Genomic DNA, 21,969 nt, shown 5'->3' with positions numbered 1-21,969 from the left:
GGCAAATGAACGAGAATGGCACACCCCAAAATAAGTACCCTGGCAACTTCGTTGCCGACAGCACGATAGTCGATGAAATGTTTTCTGACCGTGCCGTCACCTGCCCCTGCTGCAATGGCACGATCACGCCGCAGATGCTGCAAAACCTGCTGGCCCAGGCTGGGCAACTGCAACAGGGCCAGGCAGCATTCCGTCAATTGCCCAGTGGTGGCAATGGCATGATGATAGACCCGCATGCCCACATGATCGCCCGCACTACCGATGATTACGAAGCCATGGCTAAGGCCGGCATCGTCGCGGTTATAGAACCGGCATTCTGGCTCGGGCAGTTGCGCACCAATGTCGGCAGTTTCATCGATTATTTTTCTACCATCACCGGCTTCGAGCGGTTTCGTGCCGGGCAGTTTGGCATACGCCACTATTGCGCGATAGGTCTTAACCCCAAAGAGGCAAATAACCCGGCACTGGCAGAAGCGGTGCTCGACATCATGCCACGCTACCTTGGCAAGGAAGGTGTGGTCGCACTTGGTGAAATTGGTTATGACGAACAGACTGAACTCGAGGACAAGGCCCTGCGTGCGCAAATCGCCATGGCAATAGAATTTGAATTACCCATCATGATACACACGCCGCACCGTGACAAAAAACGCGGTACCACCCGCACCATGGACGTGCTGGAAGAATGCGGCTTTGACCCGGCGCGCTGCGTTATCGACCACAATAATGAAGAAACCGTGCAAGAGGTACTGGACCGTGGTTACTGGTGCGCCTTCACGATCTATCCATCGACCAAGATGGGTAATGAAAGACTGGCTGACATCGTCAATCAATATGGCCCCGAGCGCATCATCGTCAACTCGGCCTGTGACTGGGGGGTGTCTGACCCACTGGCCGTACCCAAATCAGCGCGCTTGATGGCCAGCCGTGGCATCTCTGCCGAGGTGATACATCAGGTCGTGTATGCCAATGCCTTGTCCGTGTATGGCCTGAACCAGGAGATGCAGGAAGCTCACTGGTGCCAACCAGCCAAGATAGACCAGCGCACTCTGTATAGCGGCAATTCTGTGCTGCGTGGGCAGACACCAAGAGTGGATGAAGAAGTCTTGAATCCGGATATCATCCGCTGATACGCCTGAGTGCGGTCATCTGGTACATCAATTTGCAGCCAGCAAGGCTGATTACTGGGTAAAATACCTGGAATTGATACCAACCAGATGACCTGCTCCCATGTTGAAATGGCTTAAAAACACTTTTTCAAAATCGACAGACACCTCGCAACAAGCGCATGACAGCAAACCCGCTGACCAGGATAATCTGCCAGTGGCTGACGCTACTGCGATTGGGACTGCGGCCGCGCCCGAACCACTACCAGAACAAACTGCTCAGTCAACGACAGAGGCAACTACCGTGATGGTAGAAGGCGACCAGAATGCCCTTGCTGTCGCCTATCAAAAACTGCAACTTGATCCGGCAGAAAACCTGCCAGCCAATATCCTGGCTGACAGGCTGTATGAAAAAATGCTGTTGCCAGAAGCGGAGGCAGTATATCGCCTGGTGTTGCAAGCCAGGCCAGAATCGCTGGAAAACTGGATCAATCTGGGCCTGACTCTGGATGGACAATCTCGCTCTGCAGAGGCCATACAGTGTTATCAGCACGTCATTGCACAAGAGCCTGGTAATACGATTGCTCATTTCAATCTTGCCGTCAGCCTGTCATTGCTGGGTAAAAATCCTGAGGCTGAGCAGGCTTATCTGCGCGCACTGGAAATCAATCCGCAAATGACGCATGCGCATTTCAACCTCGGCATACTTTTCCAGCAGCGCGACCATTTTATCGGGGCCATCCATCATTATGAAGAGCTGCTGAAACTGGATCCACAACATTACTACGCCTATTGCAACCTCGGCATGATACTGGCCAGCCAGGGCCACATGGCAGAGGCAGAATCCTGTTTCCAAAAGGCGATTGCTGCACAACCTGAATTGTTTAATGCAGATTTATTCCTGATCAACCTGTACCAGCAGCAAGGCAGGCAGGCTGATGCCGAGACCTTGCTCAAGAATCTCTATCAGCGCCAGCCTGAGAACACCAATGCGCGTGACAACTTGCTGAACCTGTACATGCAACAAAGGCGTTTTGCCGATGCGGCCAATATTTATAAGCAGATGCTGAACCAGGCACCGTCAGAGCCAGTTCATCATTACAATCTGGCCGTCGTACTCAAGGAACAAGGCCTGCTTGAGCAAGCGATACAGCATTACCAGCAGGCAGTACAACTCAAGCCCGACTTTACCGAAGCACACTGTAATCTTGGTGTCGTCTTGCAAGAGCAAGGTAAATTGAAAGAGGCGCAAGCAAGTTACGAGCGCTGCCTGGAATGCAATCCCTGCTTCAGTATCGCCTTGAGTAATCTCGCGCACATTTACAGCGGCAGCGGACAGTTTGCACTGGCAGAAGCAAATTATCACAAGGCATTGTCGCTGGAGCCTGGCAATGCAGACCATCACGGCAATCTGGGAAGTTTGTTGTATCAGCAAAATCGCTATGCCGAAGCCGAAACCAGTTTTCAGCAGGCACTGAAACTCAATCCCAATTCCTTCAACGCCCTGCACGAGTATGGCAAGCTGCACATGCACTTCAGCCATCAGACAGCAGCGCACCAGTGCTTTGAGCAGGCGATCAAACTCAAGCCTGATTTTGCCGATGCCTACAATAGCCTCGGTGCCCTGTTTGATGACCAGGGCATGATCCCCGAGGCCGTAAATGCCTATCGCCAGGCACTGGAATACCGCCCGAATTTTTCTGAAGCCTATGGCAATTTGCTGTTTGCCCTGAACTATCATCCAGACCTGAGTGCAGAAGAGATTTTTGCTGCCTACCGTGAATATGAACAGCGCTTTGCCGCACCGCTGTACCAGCTGCAGCGCCCGCCTACGAATAACAAGACCGCAGACCGCCGTCTGAAGATAGGTTATGTATCACCAGATTTGCGCCGCCACCCGGTACAGCATTTCCTTGAACCGCTGATGGCGCATCATGACAAAAACCAGTTTGAAGTTTATGCCTATTCTGAATTGCTGACTGAAGATGCAGTGTCAGAGCGCTATCGCAGCTACGCCCATCATTGGATACCTACGACACATTTAAATGATGACGCACTGGCAGACCGGATCCGTGCAGATGGCATCGATATCCTGATCGACCTGGCCGGACATACCAGCAATAACCGTCTGCGCGTATTTGCCCGCAAACCAGCGCCGGTATCTTTATCCTGGCTGGGCTTTGGCTACACGACTGGTTTGCAGGCTATCGATTATTTTCTGGCAGATTCATCTACCGCCCCGTACAGGACAGAAGCGCTGTTTGCCGAAAAAATCTGGCGTGTCGATAGCCCGGTATTTGCCTACAGACCCAAGGAAGGCATGGGCGCAGTGTCGAGTCTGCCAGCCCTCAAGAATGGCTATATTACGCTAGGCACCCTAAGCCGCGCAGTGCGCATCAACCATAAAGTCATACTCACCTGGGCAAAAATATTGCAACGTCTGGAAAACGCCAGGCTGGTAATAGACAGCAGTAACTTCAGTGATGCTGCCACGCGCAAGGCCATGGAAGATAAATTTATAGCCCTGGGCATAGACAGGAGCCGCCTGCAAATTGGCGTGCACAGCCCGCCATGGGATGTGCTCAGGGGCATGGATATAGGCCTCGATTGCTTCCCGCATAATTCAGGCACTACCCTGTTTGAAACCCTGTATATGGGTGTGCCTTTTGTCAGCCTGCAGGGCAGGCCGGGGGTTGGTGGCATAGGTGCCAGCATACTGGAAGGCCTGGGGCGGCCAGAATGGATAGCCCGTACAGAAGATGAATATGTGGAAAAAGTCGTCCGCCTGGCATCGAACCCGGATTACCTGAGCACCCTGCGCATGAGCCAGCGCAGCCAGATGCAAAATAGCAAGCTCATGGATGAAACCGGCTTTTGCCGCAAGGTGGAAGCAGCTTACCGTTCCATGTGGCAAACCTGGTGTCAGAAATAAAACTAAGATAAAACTGCAAATAAAGCTGAATGCGGGGCCTAAGCCTTGATAATGAAGTCCATCGCAATATCATGCGGCTCTGAGGCAAATTCAGCCTCAGTGCAGGCATAGGCAATACCTATCGCCACAGGACGCGGGCTGGCGGCCAGGGTGCGGTCATAAAAGCCACCACCATAACCCAGGCGGTAACCTGCTGCATTCCACCCCAGGCAGGGGATGATCAGGACCGGCGGCTGGCTCACCAGCCTGCCATGGGCAGGGATGGCGATGCCATAACTATCGACCGCCATGTCATCTCCGGCCTGCCAGTCAAGAAAACTTAAAGCCATGTCCTTGCCCGTCACCAATGGCAGGGCCAGGCGCAAGCCACTATCCTGCAATTGCTGGTAACAGGGACGCAAATCCGGTTCAGCCTGTATCGGCCAATACACGCCCAGGCTGGCTGGCTGGTTTTGCTGACACCATGCAAGTAATTGTCTTCCTATCTCTGCATCCAGCACCTGCTTTTGTTCTGCCGTGATCTCCTGGCGTTTTTTACGCAGGAGCTTGCGCAATTCGGGGCGACTTTGCGCTGTTTCAATGCTGAGTTTGTGTGCGCTATTCTTGGGCTGTGTCATACTGTCAGAAATGTAATCTCAAACTGTCAAAAGATGTCTGTGAAAAAAAGTTTAGCTAGTCTTGGCCTGATGATCTTAGCAGGTTTTGCAACAAGCCCTTTCGCCTATGCAGCGCCAGCGAAAAGGAGCCTGATTGCCAATGATGATGACCGTTTCATGGCGCTGCGCGATGCCGCCATGCATGATGACGCTGCTAGCGTCGAGCAATATGCTGCGGCGCTGAAGAATTATGACATTCCTTCCTACATCGATTATTACCGCATACGTTCGCGCCTGGTAAAAACCAGCAATAGCGAATTCCGTGAATTTATTAGCAAGTATGAAGGCAGCGCCATCGCCGACCGCCTGCGTAATGACTGGCTGCTCATGTTGGGCAGGCGCGGTGAGTGGGACTTGTTTGATCAGCAATATCCGCAATTTGTAGTTGCCGATGATAATCAGCTGCGCTGCTATTCCCTGTTATCAAAGGCAAACAAACAGCAAAAAGTGGCAACGGAAGCACGTAATTTGCTCAATAGTCCGCGTGACTATGGCGAAGGCTGTTATGCGCTGGTGACTTATCTGTCTGCTAACGGGCAATTCAACCAGTATGATTTATGGGCGCAAATGCGCATGGCAGCAGAAAACGGTGCCATACCCCTGGCGCAACGCATAGGCAAGTTGCTGAATCTGCCAGAAAAGCAAGTCGCAGAAGTCATCGACAAACCTGCCGGCCTGTTGAAAAAAGCACCGGATGCCGGCCATGCAGCACATGAGCTTTACCTGATCGCCCTTGGCCGCCTGGCCAAAACTGATCACGAGCAGGCTGCCGCGACACTCAGCCGTCATGCGGCCCTGTTCACTGACAATGAAAAAGCCCTGGGTTGGGCGCAAATTGCCATGCAAGCTGCGCTGAAGCTGGAGCCAGAAGCTTTAGGCTACTGGCAAAAAAGCGAAGGCGCTCCGCTGACGCTGGAAGCCTATCAATGGCGCACCCGTACTGCCTTGCGTGAACTGGACTGGAAACTGGTGAAATCCAGCATCACCGCCATGCCTGCCAGCCTCAAGAGTGAACCAACCTGGGTCTATTGGTATGGCCGCGCCCTGAAGGCAGAAGGCAAAAATGAAGAAGCGCGTCAACAGTTTGCCAGCATCGCTGATCAACTCCATTTTTACGGACAACTCGCGCTCGAAGAGCAAGGCCAGAAAATCGGTTTGCCCGCCACCGTCAAGCCTGTAACGCCAGAAGAACTGGCACCGATGGAAAAAAATCCCAACCTGCAAAGAGCCTTGAGATTTTATGCCATGAATTTGCGCTTTGAAGGCACGCGTGAATGGAACTGGGAGTTGCGCAAGATGAGCGAACGCCAGCATCTGGCGGCAGCTGAGCTGGCAAGACAAAATAATTTGCTGGACCGCATGGTGAATACTTCGGACCGCACCAAGGGTGAACTGGATTTCAGCCAGCGCTACCCTACGCCGTTCAATGACAGCATGTACAAGACTACTCAGGCACTGGGCATGGACATGGCCTGGGTGTATGGCTTGATACGCCAGGAATCACGTTTCATCATGAATGCCAAGTCACATGTAGGCGCCTCTGGTCTCATGCAGTTGATGCCAGCGACAGCGCGTTATGTGGCCAAGAAAATTGGCCTCGGCAATTTTGTACCTACCCAGGTCAATGATGTGGAAACCAATATTGCCCTCGGCACAAATTATCTGAACATGGTCCTGACTGATCTTGGTGGTTCGCAAGCGCTGGCATCCGCCGCTTACAATGCGGGCCCTGGCCGCCCACGTGCCTGGCGCTCGAAGCTGAGCCGCCCGGTGGAAGGGGCGATCTTTGCCGAGACCATACCGTTTAATGAAACCCGTGGCTATGTCAAGAATGTCTTGTCGAATGCAACTTACTATGCCGCCCTGTTCGAGAAAAAACCGCAATCACTGAAGACTCGCCTGGGCATGGTAGTACCCAAGGGCATGACAGCGACTGAATCCGATATTCCGGCCAATCTTTAAGCGCTTTTAATTTTACGCATACACATCATGCAAGATACAGAAATGCAACCCGCCTTGGCCGCCCTGCTGGACCAGCACCGTGCCGGTTTGCGACTGGTGATAGGCAATAAAAATTATTCCTCCTGGTCCATGCGCCCATGGGTGCTGATGAAGGCCTTTGGCATTCCGTTTGAAGAAATACGCATCGTACTGAACCAGCCGGATACCACCAACCGCATCGCCGAATATTCTGCTGCCGGTCGTGTGCCAGTCTTGCTGGCAGGTGAAATCACGATCTGGGATTCTCTGGCAATCTGTGAATACCTGGCCGAGCAATTCTCGATACTCAATCTGTGGCCAGAAGATGTCGCCGCAAGAGCCACTGCACGCAGCATCTGTGCGGAGATGCATTCCGGCTTTTCTTCGTTGCGCTTTGACATGCCCATGAATATCCGCGCCGACCTGTTTGGCAAGGGCCGCACCATAGGTTCACAGGCTGACATAGGCCGCATCAGCGAAATCTGGGAAGATTGCCTGGCCCTGTATGGTGCGCATGAATTTTTGTTTGGCGCATTCTCGATTGCCGACGCCTACTTCGCACCGGTGGTTATGCGTTTTCGCACTTATGGTGTATCGCTGGCCCCGGCCCTGCAAGCCTATGCTGACCGCGTCATTGCCCATCCGGCGGTAGCCCTGTGGGTCAGGGAAGCCTTGATGGAAACCGAAAACATGCCTGGCCATGACAGCCGCCACGGCGATTGAGCCATAGCTGCATGAAGACATCGATGAAAACATACATCGTAGGCGGAGCCGTGCGCGATGCCTTGCTCGGCTTCCCGGTGCAAGACCGCGATTTTGTCGTCGTCGGTGCTACTCCTGAAGACATGCTGGCCCAGGGTTACCTGCCGGTAGGCAAGGATTTCCCGGTATTCCTGCATCCCAAAACCCATGAAGAATACGCACTAGCGCGTACTGAACGCAAGACGGCTGCGGGTTACAAGGGTTTTGTCTTTCATACCGATGCAGAAGTCACGCTGGAACAAGACCTGATACGCCGCGACCTCAGCATCAATGCGATGGCGCAGGATGATGACGGTAATATCATCGACCCTTATGGTGGCCTGCAAGATATCAAAAACCGCGTGTTCCGCCATGTATCGATGGCATTTTGTGAAGACCCGGTACGTATACTGCGGCTGGCCCGCTTTGCCGCTCGCTTTGCCATCCCACCGCAAGACTTTAGCGTCGCAGAAGAAACTGCAGCGCTGATGCAAACCATGGTGACTGCCGGTGAGGTCGATGCTCTCGTTGCCGAACGGGTATGGCAAGAAATTTCTCGCGGCCTGATGGAAGTCCGTCCTTCACGCATGTTTGCAGTCTTGCAGAGTTGCGGTGCACTGCAGCGCTTGTTGCCAGAAATTGATGCCTTGCCAAAAGTGCAAATGCAGCGCCTCATGCAATTGCTGGATGCCAGCGCACAGGCAGATTTAGCTCTGCAGCTGCGCTATGCCGTGCTCTTGCATGATTTGCCAGGCAAGCTCGTTGATGGCATCTGCCAGCGCCTGAAAGTCCCGGCAGAATGCCGTGACCTCGCTATCATGCTGGCACGTGAACATTTATGTATCAAGGACGCAGCTGGCCTGTCTGCGGCAGACACTGTCGATTTGCTCGGGCGCTGCGATGCCTACCGCAAACCCCAGCGTTTCCTCGAACTATTGCATGCAACAGCCTGCCTGTATGCCCAGCCGGACCAGCCATATGCACCACTAGCCAGCCTGAGCAAGTCGCTGGAGGTAGTACAACAAGTCAATGGCGGCGAGATTGCCAGTTTGCATACTAGCAACCCGGCACAGATTCCCGTAGCGATACGGGCAGCCAGGATAGCAGCGCTGGAAGCCATGATTAAGTAACTAAGTAAGCAGATAAATAAGTAGATAAATAAGTCACATACAAAGCCAGGTCAGGCACTGACTTCATTGCGGTTTCATTCCGGCTCCACTGAGTGAATAGAAGGTTTATTCTCAAAAACCGGGCTTTTCTGGAATAATCAGGGCAGATCATCTACAATGCATTGTGCAGTGCACAAAAAGCTACCCATAAGGAGCTGATATGAATGCGTCTGATATGTTTCCTGAAGATCCCAAACACTTGCTCGACTCTTCCAACAAGCCCTCCAAACCCACTATTTTTGTCAAGGAATTGTCAGAAAAAGACCGGCACCGCATCATGAGACATTTTCTTGGCCTTGAAGAAAGTGACCGCCTGCTACGCTTTGGTACTTACCTGCCCGATGCCATGGTAGAAAAATATGTCGATGGCATAGACTTTTCCCGCGACAAGGTATTTGGCGTCATCAGCCACAGCTTCAATGTGGTCGGAGTTGGTCACCTTGCGTATGCTCCCCGCAGTGAAGATGATGAGCACAGCAACAAGGACAAGGTCGCAGAATTTGGTGTCTCCGTCTCCGGCAATGCACGTGGCAAGGGCATAGGTTCCAAGCTGTTTGAACGCGGTGCCATTCACTGTCGCAATGATGATGTTGATACCCTGTACATGCATTGCCTGTCATCAAACCAGACCATGATACATATCGCCAAGAAGGCGGGCATGGAAATCCACCGCGCCTATGGCGAAGCTGACGCCTACCTCAAGCTCTTGCCAGCCGACGCCGCCAGCATGCTCAGAGAAGCAATGCAGGAACAGGTCGCCGCGATTGATTACACCATCAAGGCAAATACCCGCGCTGCGGCAAAATGGCTCAGGCATTTGCCGGGAATACGGGGCAAGTCAAAATAATCCCCGGACCATCAACACGACTATCCTTCATTCCAGTTGCTGTTGAACAGCAAGATACAACCTAGTATGGTACCGATAGGAAAAGCAAATAGCATCAGTATGCCTAACACTATTGAAACGCCTCTGGCCCAGAACTCTTTCTTTTGAGCACCAACAGAAGTGAAGAAATGTATAGCGATAAATACACCAAGACCCAATATTGCAGGCCAGACAGCTGTAATGTCCATACTCGCAAGCATGAAAATACATACAAAGAAAAATAACATAGCGCCGTAAAAGTAAGATAGCCAACGGTGCACCCTCGCCGAAACTTCATTTTTTGTCATGTCATTTCCCTTGCTTATTAAACCGGATCTGTCTAACCATCCAGACAATTTTATTATTCAGGCAATATGTATCAAAATGTTACCGCTGCGGATATTAACAAATCTCGCTGCACTTGTAAAAAATAGAATTTCCAATCAAATTCAGCTCATCGACGCAGGCAATCATGCCCCAACAACCACCGGCAAGGCCGTCGTATCCTTAATCTGCTGCAAGGCAAAACTCGACTTCACATCCAGCACAGCAGCATGCCGCAAAAGCGTCTCCATCATGAAGCGCGAAAAGTGATTCATGTCCTCCACATGCACCCGCAAGAGATAATCCATTTCGCCTGTCATCGCATAACAGGCCACCACCTCGGGCCACTGTCCTACTGAGGCTGAGAAGTCATCGCGCGGTGAGCGTGAAGCACCCTTGCCGGGGGCATCGCTGTGCTTTTCCAGCCGCACATTGACATAGGCCAGCAAACCCAGGCCTATCTTGGCGGGTTCCAGCAAGGCCACGTATTTGCGGATGACACCGCTATCTTCGAGGCGCTTGATACGGCGCAGGCAGGGTGATGGCGACAGGTTGACGCGCTCAGCCACTTCCTGATTGGTCAGCCTGCCATCGGCCTGCAAAATCGCCAGTATCTTGCGGTCTATCTTGTCCAGCTCAACTTCAAGCATAATATGCCTCATACAAAACAAATTAAGCAATATTATTGCTCAAATTGATAAACCATTGGGTTATTTTGCAATTATATGGCGCGTTTCGCAGACTATACTGAGAGCTTGAGCTACATCAAAGCCAGCCTTGAAAGCGGTAGATGCAGCGGACATTGATGATCACACTGAGGAGACAGGCATGACTTTCCAAACTTGGGAAAACCCTATGGGTACCGATGGCTTTGAGTTTATCGAGTACGCAGCACCCGATCCAAAAGCACTGGGCGACTTGTTTGTCACCATGGGTTTTACAGCGATAGCCAAACATCGCACCAAGGATGTGACTTTATTCCGTCAAGGCGGTGTGAATTTCATCATCAACGCAGAACCTGATTCTTTCGCACAAAAATTTGCCCGCAAACATGGTCAATCTGTTTGCGCATTCGCTTTCCGCGTCAAGGATGCCAATGCTGCCTACAAGCGCGCACTGGAACTGGGTGCCTGGGGTTTTGACAATAAAACCGGCCCTATGGAATTGAATATCCCTGCCATCAAAGGCATTGGTGATTCCCTGATTTATTTCGTTGATCGCTGGCATGGTAAAGATGGTGCAGATGCAGGTGCCATCGGCAATATCAGTATCTATGATGCTGACTTCGTAGCGTTGCCAGGCGTGGATTCCAATCCTGTCGGCAAGGGCCTGACTTACATCGATCATCTGACCCACAATGTACACCGTGGCCGCATGAAGGAATGGGCAGATTTCTATGAAACCCTGTTCAACTTCCGCGAAATCCGTTACTTCGATATCGCTGGCAAACACACAGGCCTGAAGTCCAAAGCCATGACTTCTCCATGCGGCAAAATCCGTATTCCTATCAACGAATCTTCGGATGACAAATCCCAGATCGCTGAATACCTGGATCTGTACCACGGCGAAGGCGTGCAGCATATCGCCATGGGTACAGACAATATCTATGACACCGTTGGCGGCATGAAAGCCAATGGCGTGGTGTTCCAGGACACCATAGAAACTTACTATGACCTGGTCGATCGCCGCCTGCCTGGCCATGGCGAAAACCTCGAAGAATTGCGCAAGCTGCGCATTCTGGTCGATGGCAAGAGCACAGAAACATCACGTGAATTGCTGTTGCAGATTTTCACGACCACAGTCATCGGCCCTATCTTCTTTGAAATCATCCAGCGCAAGGGCGACCAGGGTTTTGGTGAAGGTAATTTCCGCGCCCTGTTTGAATCTATTGAGCTGGATCAGATCCGTCGTGGCGTCATCAAAGACGAAACAACTGCCTGATGCATTAAAACTTTGTTTCGCTAATAGCTAATGGAGATATGAAAGAGGCTGGTCATCATCTGATGCCGGCCTTTTTCACTGAAAAATATGGATACTATCGCTACTTCCGCTACTGCTGACACGACTGTCAGCAACGACGATTTTCTGGCCACCGTTGCCGAAAAATCCAATGGTGCAGCCCTGCGTGGCAATTATGAAAAAGCCGATGCACAATATGTTGTCGAGCAAGACTGGGATGCCTATACCGAAGCAGAGCATGAACTGTGGCGCAAGCTGTATCAGCGCCAGATGGAACTCTTGCCTGGCCGTGCCTGCGACGAGTTCATAGAAGCACTCCACAAGATGGATGCCTCGGCTGGCATCCCGAAGTTTGAGCGTACTTCAGAAGAATTATTTGCCGCAACGGGCTGGCGCATCGTGGCTGTGCCTGGCCTGATCCCGGAACTGACTTTCTTCGAACACCTGGCCAACCGCCGCTTCCCGATCACGGTCTGGTTGCGCACGCCGGAAGAATTCAATTACATCGTCGAACCCGATGTCTTCCACGATTATTTTGGTCACGTGCCCATGCTATTCAATCCGATTTTTGCCGATTACATGCAGCTGTATGGCAAAGGCGGTTTGAAGGCGATGAAACTCGGTGGCCTGGATTTTCTGGCGCGCTTGTACTGGTACACAGTAGAGTTTGGCCTGATCAATACCGACAAGGGTTTGCGCATCTATGGCGCGGGCATTCTGTCGTCGGGTGGCGAAGTGGAATATTGCCTGAAGCCGGGAACGACTTCACGCCATATCCATCTCGACATAGAACGCTGCCTGCAAACCCTGTACAAGATAGACAGCTATCAGGAAACCTATTTTTTCATCGACGATTTCCAGCAATTGTTTGATGGCACGGCACCGGATTTCACGCCTTATTATGAGCGCCTGAAACAACTCGATGCCTTGCCAGCCAATACTTTATTGCCGGGTGAAGTTGAATTGCTGCCGTAAGCCTGGATTGCTATTGAAGATTGATATTGAAAAATGAAATGGGAGCATCAGGCGATGCTCCCATTTTTATTTTTGCGCCGTGATGATGTTGGACACGCGCGTCCACACCTGGGTACGGCCATTTTCTGGCTTGTCCTTGTAGGCTGTGACTTCCAGCTCAGTCTGGCTCAGCATGCGCATCTGGCAGGCATAGGTCTGACCATCGGCACGGTTAAAAATCTTGCCTGACCAGGTGTCGGCCTTGCCTGGCGTAAAACCTTCCATGATGGTCTTGCCCAGCACAGGCGTGGCGGGCATGGATGTTGGGGCAGCGCCCATGGCAGCCATGTTGCTGACATTGCCCGCATCATTGACCTTGCTGACTTTGCCGCACAAGGCTTCGCCACAATTGCTGATCTGCACTTCCAGGCTGCCACTTTGCGTGAGCCAGGTACCGGCAACTGCGCTAGCCTTGCTACTGGCAAGATTGTTCGCCTGGATTTGAGCTTCCACAGGTGCCAGGTAATAATCAGACAAACCAGCCTGCTGCGCCTGGGCAGACCAGGCACTCATCAATACAGTGGCGAAAGTGGTGATAACGATCATTTGCTTTTTCATGTCAGTTCTCCTTGAGTTGTCGAGGTGATTAATTCATCACGGCAAACTCATTAGACAGGCACAAGGTATCTGGCACATGTCAGGAAATGCCATATTTGCATCTACATATGTGTCAACAGCACCCAGATACACTGGGATACAAAAGATTTTGCCTCTGCCGCGATTTAAGCTATAAAGCCCTATGAGCGTAGCGAATAGATGAGCACAAAGCCCGACACATGGAAAACACAGAATCCCCGGATCACATCCTCATCGTTGATGATGATGCAGAAATACGCGAACTGACTGCCCTGTACCTGCGCAAGAATGGCAACAAGGTCAGCACGGCTGCGGGTGGCAAGCAAATGCGCGCCTTGCTCGAAGGCAGTGCCATCGACCTCATCGTGCTTGATATCATGATGCCGGGCGAGGATGGCTTGAGCCTGTGCCGTGAATTGCGCTCTGGCCCGCATAAAGTCATCCCAATATTTTTTCTGACGGCACGCGCTGAAGAGACTGACCGCATCGTCGGCCTGGAGATGGGTGCCGATGATTACCTGACCAAGCCTTTCGCCGCACGGGAATTGCTGGCACGCATCAAGGCGGTGTTGCGTCGTACACGCATGCTGCCGCCCAAACTGCGCGAACAAAAGCCACCGGCCATGTTGCAATTTGGTGACTGGCAACTCGATACCCTGGCACGCCATCTGCTCGATAAAGACGGTGTCATGGTCACACTCAGCGGGGCGGAATACCGCCTGCTGCAAGTCTTTGTTGAACATCCACAACGGGTACTCAACCGTGACCAGTTGCTGAACCTGACGCAGGGGCGCGATGCGGACCTGTTCGAGCGCTCCATCGATTTGCTGGTCAGCCGTCTGCGCCAGCATTTACGCGATGATGCGCGCGAGCCGCGTTATATCAAAACCGTGCGCAGTGAAGGTTATGTATTTTGTGCACAGGTCACAGCGCCTGAGGAGGCCTGATGCACATCATAGAAAGCCCGCACTGGCCGCACACCCTGTTTGGCCGCCTCTGCCTGATTTTGCTCAGTGCCCTGCTGATGGCTTACGCACTGTCGTTTGCCTCGTCACAATGGGACAAGATGCAGGTCAGGAAAAATCATATGGTTTATTCGGTAGGCAAGGATGTCGCCAATGCGATTTCATTTCTTGACCGGCTGCCAGTCAGTGAACGCCAGGCCTGGCTGGGCAAACTTGCCCGCAACAACTATGAATATACTTTGCAGGCCGCCCCTGCTGATGCCAAGGACAGCATAGACCTCGACATTGCCAACGAGGCGATAGAGGCCATCAAGAATAATCTTGAACATCCGGCAAAGATCAAAATCAGCATCAGTATGGAAGCTGATAAAAAAATCCTGCAATTGCATCTGGCCCTGAGTGATGGCGCGCCGCTCACCGTACGCCTGACTGCGTCGCCTTACACCATACAATGGAGCATGTTCTCGCTGCTCTGCGTACAGCTTGCCATTCTGATGGTAGCAGCCTGGCTGGCAGTCAGGACAGCGACGCGCCCGCTGGCGATGCTGGCCGACGCTGCCGATGCGATGGTCAAGCCCGGTGCCCGACCACAGTTCCCTGCCCGTGCACCACGGGAAGTATTTCGTGCCGCTACCGCCTTCCAGAACATGCAGGAACGCATAGATACTTACCTCGCAGAGCGCATGCAAATCCTGGCTTCCATCACCCACGACCTGCAAACCCCTATCACCCGCCTGCGCCTGCGCACCGAACTCATGGACGACGATACCCATAGAGACAAAATGCAGGCCGACCTGCACGCCATGCAAAAACTGGTGGAACAGGGCCTGGCCTATGCCAAGGTGCAAAACCAGCTGCAAGCCGACCAGGAAGCCAGCAGCAAAATCAATCTCGATGCCCTCGCAGGCAGCCTGGTACAGGACTATTGCGACACCGGCCAGCAGGTCAGCCCAAATGGCAATAGCAACCAGATCATACAAACCCGCCCTCTGGCCCTGTCCCGTTTGCTCGGCAACCTTATCGACAATGCCTTGAAGTTTGGCAGTGAAGTAGAAGTCATCCTGGGCTGCGACCAGCAACATGCAGTCATCATGGTACAGGACAGAGGCCCAGGTATCCCGGAAGACCAGTGGGACGCCGTCATGCAACCCTTCGTGCGACTTGAATCATCCCGCAACCGTGATACTGGCGGTGCTGGCCTGGGCCTGGCGATCGTGGCGCAACTGGCGTTGCAATTGCATGCAGAGATACGGTTTGCCAATCGTGAAGGGGGAGGCCTCGCAGTGAGTGTCAGGTTGCCTTTGCAGGTTGGAGTGGAGTAAATCGGTTGAACGATTGAGTATGAAGAATATAAGCTGCGGTCGTGATGACGTTGCTGTTGAATTTGACGTTGCTTTTGACGTTGGGGTTGCTGTTGACTTTTGTAGTTCCCATGTGTAGACGCCGATTATGCGGTACAGAAAATGGATTAAGAAGAGCCGCTGTCTGAGCGTAGCGAGTTTCGGATCTTCCCATTTTTTGTACTGCAAAAATGGGAACCCCGAAGGGGCGGCTATGCCTGGGTCGTCTTCTTTGGCATACCTTTCTTGGCGACGCAAGAAAGGTATGTAGCTGTCGGGCTACCCCCGACCGGCAATCTCAAATGACGTGTAAAAGTATTTCAAAAACAGATATGCGAAACACTAAGAATCTGAATTAATATACCTAACAGTATGCAACGAACGCCACTGGATTCCAGCCAAAAGCACGCTGGAGCGCCAGCCCGGTGGAATGACGGTAACTTTATTGCCGTTAGTTTGGATATTTCAGCCCGGTATGTATATCAAGACCGTGAATTTCATCTGCATCAAAATACCAAGATGCCAATCACACCCTCCAATACTCCCCCTCCGCCCTCTCCATCAAGCCATTCATAATAAACTCCCGCCGTAGGGTCGCAAAATCAGAATGAAACTGCAACAAGAAGCTATTGATATCAGCCTCCACATACCGCCGCTCAAACTGTAATTGCTCCACCAGCCAGCGCAAGATCACCAGCCGCTTTTTACGCTGTTCAGGAATACTCACCAGCCGCCCATCCTTGACGAAAGACTTCATCACCCGCTCAGCCTCAACTTCGGTGGACTGCAAATCCAGCATGATCTGGGAGGCATCCCAGTTCGCCTTGAAACGCTCGGTGCGGCTGGCTTGCAGACGTTGCTGCGCCAGGTTCAGCCAGCTTGCACTGCCATAGCCCTGCACCAGATCACGCCCGATAGTGTCCCAATATTCAGCAGCACTGACACCCAATGCCTGCAAATAATCACTGGTGACGACGAGGTATTGCTTACGGTAAGGCAGCAAATAACCAGCTTCGTTAGCTCGCAATTGCTCCTGCGCTTCGGCATAGCTGGCATACCAGTGATTGATGAAGACCGACACCTCGGGACCATGCCAGAAGTCACCCATGTCTTCACCAGGTTTGGCTTCGCCACCGAGGACGATGCGGGCATGTTCCCAGTTCTGGAAACCGGCATCGGCTGCAGCCAGGTTCATGCAGTGCTTGAGTTGCCAGCTCTCAGGGATTTCCCACTGGCGCTGGCGGCTTAAGATCAGGGCGCGTTTGCTGGCTGCGGTATTGCGCGTCTCCAGCAGCTTTTGCAATAAACGGGCACGGGTTTTAATTTCTGTAGTCAATGCGTTCATGCTGCAGCTCCAGTCAATGTGGGCTGTTGTGTGATGAACAATGAAGGGTAATACGACGATAACATGATGAACTCCAGTTCGCTTATCGACGACCCGCTGACGTCAAACGAAACATGGCAATTATCACATTAATTTGGATGTGCATTTGCAGGGTGAGAGCCTCTTTTGCGGGTAGGCGCCCCTTAGCACCTGTGCCGCAATTGTAGGCTCGCCTCCGGATTTCGTCAACCATGCAACTAATGCAAGGCTGGCAAACTGGCGAGGGACACACCCAGCACAATCAGGACAGCACCGATGAAACGATTCAATATCACCTGCTGCCTGAGCATGCCAGCACGCAGGCGCTGATCTGAAAAGAACAGGGCAACCAGACTGAACCATATCCAGTGCGCGGCAGACATGAACAAGCCATAGCCAAATTGTGCTAGCAGGCTGGTATCAACCTGCACCACCTGGGTATAAGTGCTCAGGACAAATAAAGTGGTTTTGGGATTAAAGGCATTGGTCATGAATCCTGCACGCAAGGCCGCCAGATTATTTAATGACTGTCCGTTTCCTGCTTCTGCACTGATGACAGCGCGGGCATAAAAAGTCTGGTAACCGATATAAATCAAATAAATCGCACCGATGATCTTAATGGCGAAATACAGGCTGGGTGATTTGGCAATCAACAGGCCCACACCCAGCATGGTGTACATGACGTGCACTTGCACGCCCAGCGCAATGCCACTGGCAGCCAGCAGACCCGCACGACGGCCATACAGATAACTGTTCCTGGTGACCATGGCAAAGTCAGCTCCGGGGCTGATGACGGCCAGGATGGTGATGATGGCGACGGCAATGAGTTCTGTCATTTTCTTCCTCAGGATAAGAAATATTTACTTGTGATGAAAGATCACACATGCTTGTATTCTGAAGCACAGCATTAATTATAAAAATCGATATATACTCAGCCATATCATTGAGAAAATCTCACATATGTCCAGGCACCTGCCATCCCTGAATGCGATACGCGTTTTTGAAGTCGCCGCACGCCATTTAAGCCTGGTCAGGGCAGCAGAAGAACTGCATGTGACCCACGGCGCTGTCAGCCGCCAGATCAAGCAACTGGAAGAAAACCTGGGCGTGGAATTGTTCGAACGCCGCAACCGCGCCATTTTTTTGACACGCGCCGGCTTGAGTCTGCAAGGCACTTGCACTGACATCATGCGGCAACTGGAAGCAGGTTTGCGCCAGCTCAGGCAGGCAGATGATCAACCGTTGGTAGTGTCCTGCGAACCGACGATAGCCATGCGCTGGCTGATACCGCGCCTGGGTAAATTCAGACAACTACACCCTGAACTGGAGATTCATTTATTTGCCGCTGGCGGGCCTGTCGATTTGCGCCATGGACATATAGACCTGGCTTTGCGACGCAATGATTTTGTCTGGGATGCAAACTACCATGTAGCCAAAGTCGCCCGTGAACTGATCGCTCCGGTTTGCACACCAGGCCTGCTGAAACAAGGCAAACTGCCACTGAACCAGCAATGCCTGCTGCACACGGCAACCCGCCCAGATGCCTGGCCGCAATGGCAAAAACTCAGCAGGCAAACCGCACGCGGTAAAAGCCGGGCGACCTACGAACATTTTTACCTGAGCCTGCAGGCAGCTTGCGCTGGCCTGGGTGTGGCGATGGCATCAGCCTATATGGTGGAAGATGAAATCCGCAGCGGGCAACTCATTGCGCCTCATGCTTTCATGGAAGACGGCACAGACTATGTCTTGCTGTCAGCCCTGCCCTTCGATGAAGACCAGCGCCGTCTGGCGTTTCTGGAATGGTTGCAGCAAGAACTGGAAGTGACGGCACAGGCCGTTCAATAAACGCTGGGTTCACCCGGAGGACGTGTTTTGAAACGCTTGTGCGCCCAGAAGTATTCGGCTGGCGCTTTCAAAATTTCCTGCTCAATGAAGGCATTCATATAACGCGTGGCCGCGACGATATCTTCACCTGGATAGTTTTGCCAGGGCTCATGGAAAGTTACTTTCCAACCCTTGTAGTCAGGCAAAATAGTGGCGATGACGGGGATGACTTTCGCACCCGTAGTTGCGGCAATTCTCGGCACTGCAGTCAATGTCGCTGCGGGCACGCCAAAGAAAGGGACGAACTCGGCATCCTTGGCACCAAAATCCATATCCGGCAACATAAAGAAAGGCAGGTTTTCACGCATGGCGCGGATAATGGGCTTGACGCCTTCCGCCCGTGAAAACAGTTTTACAGGTCGAAAGCGCGAGCGCCCTTTGCGCAGCGCTGCATCAAATACCTTGCTGCGCTGCCGGGTGTAAATGGAACACAGCGATGACTCCAGCATCACCGCCACGCCAGCCACATCGAGACTCACAAAATGCGGGCACATCAATATGGTAGGGCTCTCGGCCATTGCCGCCATGGGTACGGCAGGGTGTATCTGTATGAGCCGCTTCAAACGCGCTTCTGATGCCCACCAGAGTATGCCGCGTTCCAGTACGCTGCGGGCATAGACCTGGAAATGACGTTTGGCGATAGCCTGCCTTTCAGCTTGGCTCAAATGCGGCAGGCAAAGCGCCAGATTCGTCAGCGTGATATGCCTGCGCTTGCGTATCAGCATAAATAATATGCTGCCCACACCTTCACCCAGGCGGCCAAGCAGCGGCAACGGCAACCAGTGCAATATCCACATCAGGACCAGCACTGCCCTCATGCTGGCTCCCTGTCCGTGCCGCTTTCCGGCCCATCAACGCCATCCGGTTTCTTGTAGCGGTTATAACTCCAGAAGTACTGCGCAGGGGATAGCGCAATCAGTTTTTCCATGCCGCGATTGATGGCTGTAGCCTGTGCCACCGGATCTGTACCCAGCTCTTCTTCAAAAGGCACGAAGCGGACCACATAGCCGCGCCCGCCGGGCAGGCGCTCTGCAAAAGTCAGGATAATCGGCGCGTCTGTCATGCCATGCAATTTGGCAGACAGGGTCATGGTATAGGCGCGTTTGCCAAAGAATTTGGCCCAGACACCCTCGCCTTCTTGCGGCACCTGGTCAGGCAGCAGGCCTATCGCCTCGCCTTTTTTAAGTGCCTTGGCCATGATCCTGACACCAGAGAAATTTGCAGGTGCCAGCAAAAGATTGTCACGGGCGCGTGCGCCTTCTATCAACGGTTTGAGGGCAGCTTTGCGTGGTGGTCGGTATAAGACAGTCAGGCGGGTACGTACGGCGATGCTTTGGGCGACGATTTCAAAACAGCCCAGATGTGGTGTCAAAAATATCACGCCCTTCCTGGCATCCAGCGCGGCCTGCACCAGCTCCCAGTTCTCTATCGTCGCCGTTTTTAATACCCTGTCAGGCTTGGCGCACCAGATAAAGGGCAGCTCCAGGATATTCTTGCCTGCCTCACGCACGGCAACATGCAAATGCTCAGGAAAACCGGCACGCGTGATATTTTGTTTCAGGCGGCGGCGATACGATCCCGACAGCAAATAGACGAACCAACCCAGCGCGGCTCCGGAAAAATGCAAGACCGACAATGGAAAAATGGAAAGGAAACGAAACAAAGTGACAAGCATGATGCTGCTCAATTATCAGTATAATAATAAGGGTATATTCGACAGACTATGCAGAACGAGCGTAAAATATCACATATTGGCTAGCTCTGACCTGCTTTAGGGCAGGATAAACACAGAAGGCAAGCCACCGCCGAGTTAATGACAACTTGCGAGGCGGTTAATAAAATTCGCTAAAGCGTCGCAGGACTCTTCCGACTGCGGCATAATTTTTACGGTCAATTTTTTATAGGAGCCTGCGATGGCTAATGATTTTCTTTTCACCTCTGAATCAGTATCCGAGGGACATCCGGACAAAGTCGCCGATCAGATTTCCGACGCGATTCTGGATGCGATCTTTGAACAGGATCCCCGTTCCCGCGTTGCTGCCGAAACTCTGACCAATACTGGTCTGGTCGTTCTGGCTGGTGAAATCACCACGAATGCCCACGTTGATTACATACAGGTCGCACGCGACACCATCAAGCGCATAGGCTACGACAATACCGATTATGGTATCGATTACAAGGGTTGCGCGGTATTGGTTGCTTACGACAAGCAATCCAATGATATCGCCCAGGGTGTTGATCAGGCTTCTGACGATCACCTTAACACCGGTGCCGGTGACCAGGGTCTGATGTTTGGTTATGCCTGCGATGAAACACCAGAACTGATGCCTGCGCCAATTTACTATGCGCACCGTCTGGTAGAACGCCAGGCACAATTGCGCAAGGATGGCCGTTTGCCTTTCCTGCGCCCGGATGCCAAGAGCCAGGTCACCATGCGTTATGTCGATGGCAAACCGCACAGTATCGACACTGTCGTGCTGTCCACCCAGCATCACCCTGACCAAAGCGAAACCTCCACCAAGATGAAGCAGTCTTTCATTGACGCAGTCATTGAAGAAATCATCAAACCAGTCTTGCCTAAAGAATGGTTGCTGGACACTAAATTCCTGATCAACCCGACTGGCCGTTTCGTTATCGGCGGCCCGCAAGGTGATTGTGGCCTGACTGGCCGCAAGATCATCGTTGATACCTACGGCGGTGCCTGCCCTCATGGCGGCGGCGCTTTCTCCGGTAAAGACCCTACCAAGGTAGATCGTTCTGCTGCCTATGCGGCACGTTATGTCGCCAAGAATATCGTCGCTGCGGGTATCGCGCGTCAATGCCAGATCCAGGTAGCTTATGCGATTGGTGTAGCACGCCCAATGAACGTGACTGTTTACACTGAAGGCACAGGCGTCATCCCTGATGACCAGATCGCCGCACTGGTGAATGAGCATTTTGACCTGCGTCCAAAAGGCATTATCCAGATGCTGGACTTGCTGCGCCCTATCTATTCCAAGACAGCCGCTTACGGCCACTTTGGTCGTGAAGAGCCGGAATTCACCTGGGAACGTACCGACAAGGCAGCAATTCTGCGCGCTGCTGCCGGACTGTAGTAT

At 52.5% G+C, this 21,969-nt stretch carries 20 protein-coding genes; 12 read left to right on the top strand and 8 right to left on the bottom strand.

Annotated elements, in window-relative coordinates; all coding sequences use genetic code 11:
• The first annotated feature begins 5 nt into the window (after nucleotides 1-5).
• Together ACO0LI_RS13975 and ACO0LI_RS13970 are read left to right on the top strand one after the other, a co-directional pair.
• The gene (locus ACO0LI_RS13975; protein WP_423033056.1) at nucleotides 6-1,127 is read left to right on the top strand and encodes a TatD family hydrolase; all 1,122 of its coding nucleotides are present in this window, start codon (nucleotides 6-8) and stop codon (nucleotides 1,125-1,127) included.
• Nucleotides 1,128-1,227: 100 nt separating this feature from the next.
• Nucleotides 1,228-4,035: a tetratricopeptide repeat protein gene (locus ACO0LI_RS13970; RefSeq protein WP_423033055.1), complete on the top strand. Its 2,808-nt coding sequence runs from the start codon at nucleotides 1,228-1,230 to the stop codon at nucleotides 4,033-4,035.
• 38 nt (nucleotides 4,036-4,073) lie between these two features.
• Here ACO0LI_RS13970 and ACO0LI_RS13965 read toward each other — a convergent pair whose 3' ends face one another.
• Complete coding sequence (locus tag ACO0LI_RS13965) at nucleotides 4,074-4,652, bottom strand: 5-formyltetrahydrofolate cyclo-ligase (protein WP_423033054.1); 579 nt, start codon at nucleotides 4,650-4,652, stop codon at nucleotides 4,074-4,076.
• 33 nt (nucleotides 4,653-4,685) lie between these two features.
• On the opposite strand from ACO0LI_RS13965, the gene ACO0LI_RS13960 reads away from it, so the two are divergent.
• The 4 genes from ACO0LI_RS13960 (at nucleotide 4,686) to ACO0LI_RS13945 (ending at nucleotide 9,428) form a co-directional block, all read left to right on the top strand.
• Nucleotides 4,686-6,653: a transglycosylase SLT domain-containing protein gene (locus tag ACO0LI_RS13960; protein WP_423033053.1), complete on the top strand. Its 1,968-nt coding sequence runs from the start codon at nucleotides 4,686-4,688 to the stop codon at nucleotides 6,651-6,653.
• A gap of 27 nt (nucleotides 6,654-6,680) precedes the next feature.
• Complete coding sequence (locus ACO0LI_RS13955) at nucleotides 6,681-7,394, top strand: glutathione S-transferase family protein (RefSeq protein ID WP_423033052.1); 714 nt, start codon at nucleotides 6,681-6,683, stop codon at nucleotides 7,392-7,394.
• Nucleotides 7,395-7,417: 23 nt separating this feature from the next.
• Nucleotides 7,418-8,542, top strand: a complete 1,125-nt coding sequence (locus tag ACO0LI_RS13950) for a multifunctional CCA addition/repair protein (protein WP_423033051.1) — start codon at nucleotides 7,418-7,420, stop codon at nucleotides 8,540-8,542.
• Nucleotides 8,543-8,741: 199 nt separating this feature from the next.
• Nucleotides 8,742-9,428 (top strand): GNAT family N-acetyltransferase, encoded by a 687-nt coding sequence (locus ACO0LI_RS13945; RefSeq protein ID WP_423033050.1) that lies wholly within the window; start codon nucleotides 8,742-8,744, stop codon nucleotides 9,426-9,428.
• 20 nt (nucleotides 9,429-9,448) lie between these two features.
• Here the strand turns inward: ACO0LI_RS13945 and ACO0LI_RS13940 are convergent, their stop codons facing one another.
• Together ACO0LI_RS13940 and ACO0LI_RS13935 are read right to left on the bottom strand one after the other, a co-directional pair.
• Nucleotides 9,449-9,754, bottom strand: a complete 306-nt coding sequence (locus ACO0LI_RS13940; protein ID WP_423033049.1) for a hypothetical protein — start codon at nucleotides 9,752-9,754, stop codon at nucleotides 9,449-9,451.
• Nucleotides 9,755-9,916: 162 nt separating this feature from the next.
• A complete protein-coding gene (locus ACO0LI_RS13935; protein WP_423033048.1) occupies nucleotides 9,917-10,420 on the bottom strand; it encodes an Lrp/AsnC family transcriptional regulator in 504 nt (167 codons plus the stop codon).
• A gap of 178 nt (nucleotides 10,421-10,598) precedes the next feature.
• Between ACO0LI_RS13935 and hppD the strand changes: the two genes are divergently transcribed.
• Entirely contained in the window at nucleotides 10,599-11,711 is a 1,113-nt protein-coding gene (gene hppD / locus ACO0LI_RS13930) for a 4-hydroxyphenylpyruvate dioxygenase (RefSeq protein ID WP_422939555.1), read from the top strand.
• An 87-nt stretch (nucleotides 11,712-11,798) separates the two neighbouring features.
• On the top strand, nucleotides 11,799-12,704 hold the full coding sequence (gene phhA / locus ACO0LI_RS13925; RefSeq protein ID WP_423033047.1) for a phenylalanine 4-monooxygenase: 906 nt from the start codon (nucleotides 11,799-11,801) through the stop codon (nucleotides 12,702-12,704).
• Between the two features lie 66 nt (nucleotides 12,705-12,770).
• Here phhA and ACO0LI_RS13920 read toward each other — a convergent pair whose 3' ends face one another.
• Complete coding sequence (locus ACO0LI_RS13920; protein WP_423033046.1) at nucleotides 12,771-13,301, bottom strand: DUF2147 domain-containing protein; 531 nt, start codon at nucleotides 13,299-13,301, stop codon at nucleotides 12,771-12,773.
• Between the two features lie 218 nt (nucleotides 13,302-13,519).
• On the opposite strand from ACO0LI_RS13920, the gene ACO0LI_RS13915 reads away from it, so the two are divergent.
• Both ACO0LI_RS13915 and ACO0LI_RS13910 read left to right on the top strand, forming a co-directional pair.
• Entirely contained in the window at nucleotides 13,520-14,266 is a 747-nt protein-coding gene (locus ACO0LI_RS13915; protein WP_423033045.1) for a response regulator, read from the top strand.
• On the top strand, nucleotides 14,266-15,606 hold the full coding sequence (locus ACO0LI_RS13910) for a sensor histidine kinase (protein WP_423033044.1): 1,341 nt from the start codon (nucleotides 14,266-14,268) through the stop codon (nucleotides 15,604-15,606). The genes ACO0LI_RS13915 and ACO0LI_RS13910 overlap by 1 nt, the downstream gene beginning before the upstream one ends.
• Before the next feature lie 544 nt (nucleotides 15,607-16,150).
• On the opposite strand, the gene ACO0LI_RS13905 is transcribed toward ACO0LI_RS13910, so the two are convergent.
• Nucleotides 16,151-16,969 (bottom strand): DUF2087 domain-containing protein, encoded by an 819-nt coding sequence (locus tag ACO0LI_RS13905; RefSeq protein ID WP_423033043.1) that lies wholly within the window; start codon nucleotides 16,967-16,969, stop codon nucleotides 16,151-16,153.
• A gap of 236 nt (nucleotides 16,970-17,205) precedes the next feature.
• Complete coding sequence (locus tag ACO0LI_RS13900) at nucleotides 17,206-17,823, bottom strand: LysE family translocator (RefSeq protein ID WP_423033042.1); 618 nt, start codon at nucleotides 17,821-17,823, stop codon at nucleotides 17,206-17,208.
• A gap of 124 nt (nucleotides 17,824-17,947) precedes the next feature.
• Here ACO0LI_RS13900 and ACO0LI_RS13895 point away from each other — a divergent pair, with 124 nt between their 5' ends.
• Nucleotides 17,948-18,832, top strand: a complete 885-nt coding sequence (locus ACO0LI_RS13895; RefSeq protein ID WP_423033041.1) for a LysR substrate-binding domain-containing protein — start codon at nucleotides 17,948-17,950, stop codon at nucleotides 18,830-18,832.
• On the opposite strand, the gene ACO0LI_RS13890 is transcribed toward ACO0LI_RS13895, so the two are convergent.
• Nucleotides 18,826-19,689, bottom strand: coding sequence for a lipid A biosynthesis acyltransferase (locus ACO0LI_RS13890; protein ID WP_423033040.1), 864 nt, complete (start codon nucleotides 19,687-19,689; stop codon nucleotides 18,826-18,828). The two genes, ACO0LI_RS13895 and ACO0LI_RS13890, sit on opposite strands and share 7 nt — an antisense overlap.
• A complete protein-coding gene (locus ACO0LI_RS13885) occupies nucleotides 19,686-20,546 on the bottom strand; it encodes a lysophospholipid acyltransferase family protein (RefSeq protein WP_423033039.1) in 861 nt (286 codons plus the stop codon). Before ACO0LI_RS13885 ends, ACO0LI_RS13890 begins: the two co-directional genes overlap by 4 nt.
• Nucleotides 20,547-20,784: 238 nt before the next feature.
• Between ACO0LI_RS13885 and metK the strand changes: the two genes are divergently transcribed.
• On the top strand, nucleotides 20,785-21,966 hold the full coding sequence (gene metK / locus ACO0LI_RS13880) for a methionine adenosyltransferase (protein WP_422950739.1): 1,182 nt from the start codon (nucleotides 20,785-20,787) through the stop codon (nucleotides 21,964-21,966).
• Nucleotides 21,967-21,969: the final 3 nt, after the last annotated feature.

The organism is Undibacterium sp. Tian12W (assembly GCF_049339405.1).
GTDB lineage: Bacteria > Pseudomonadota > Gammaproteobacteria > Burkholderiales > Burkholderiaceae_D > Undibacterium.
The sequence above is the reverse complement of the archived record's forward strand: the minus strand, read 5'-3'. Positions and strand labels throughout refer to the sequence as shown.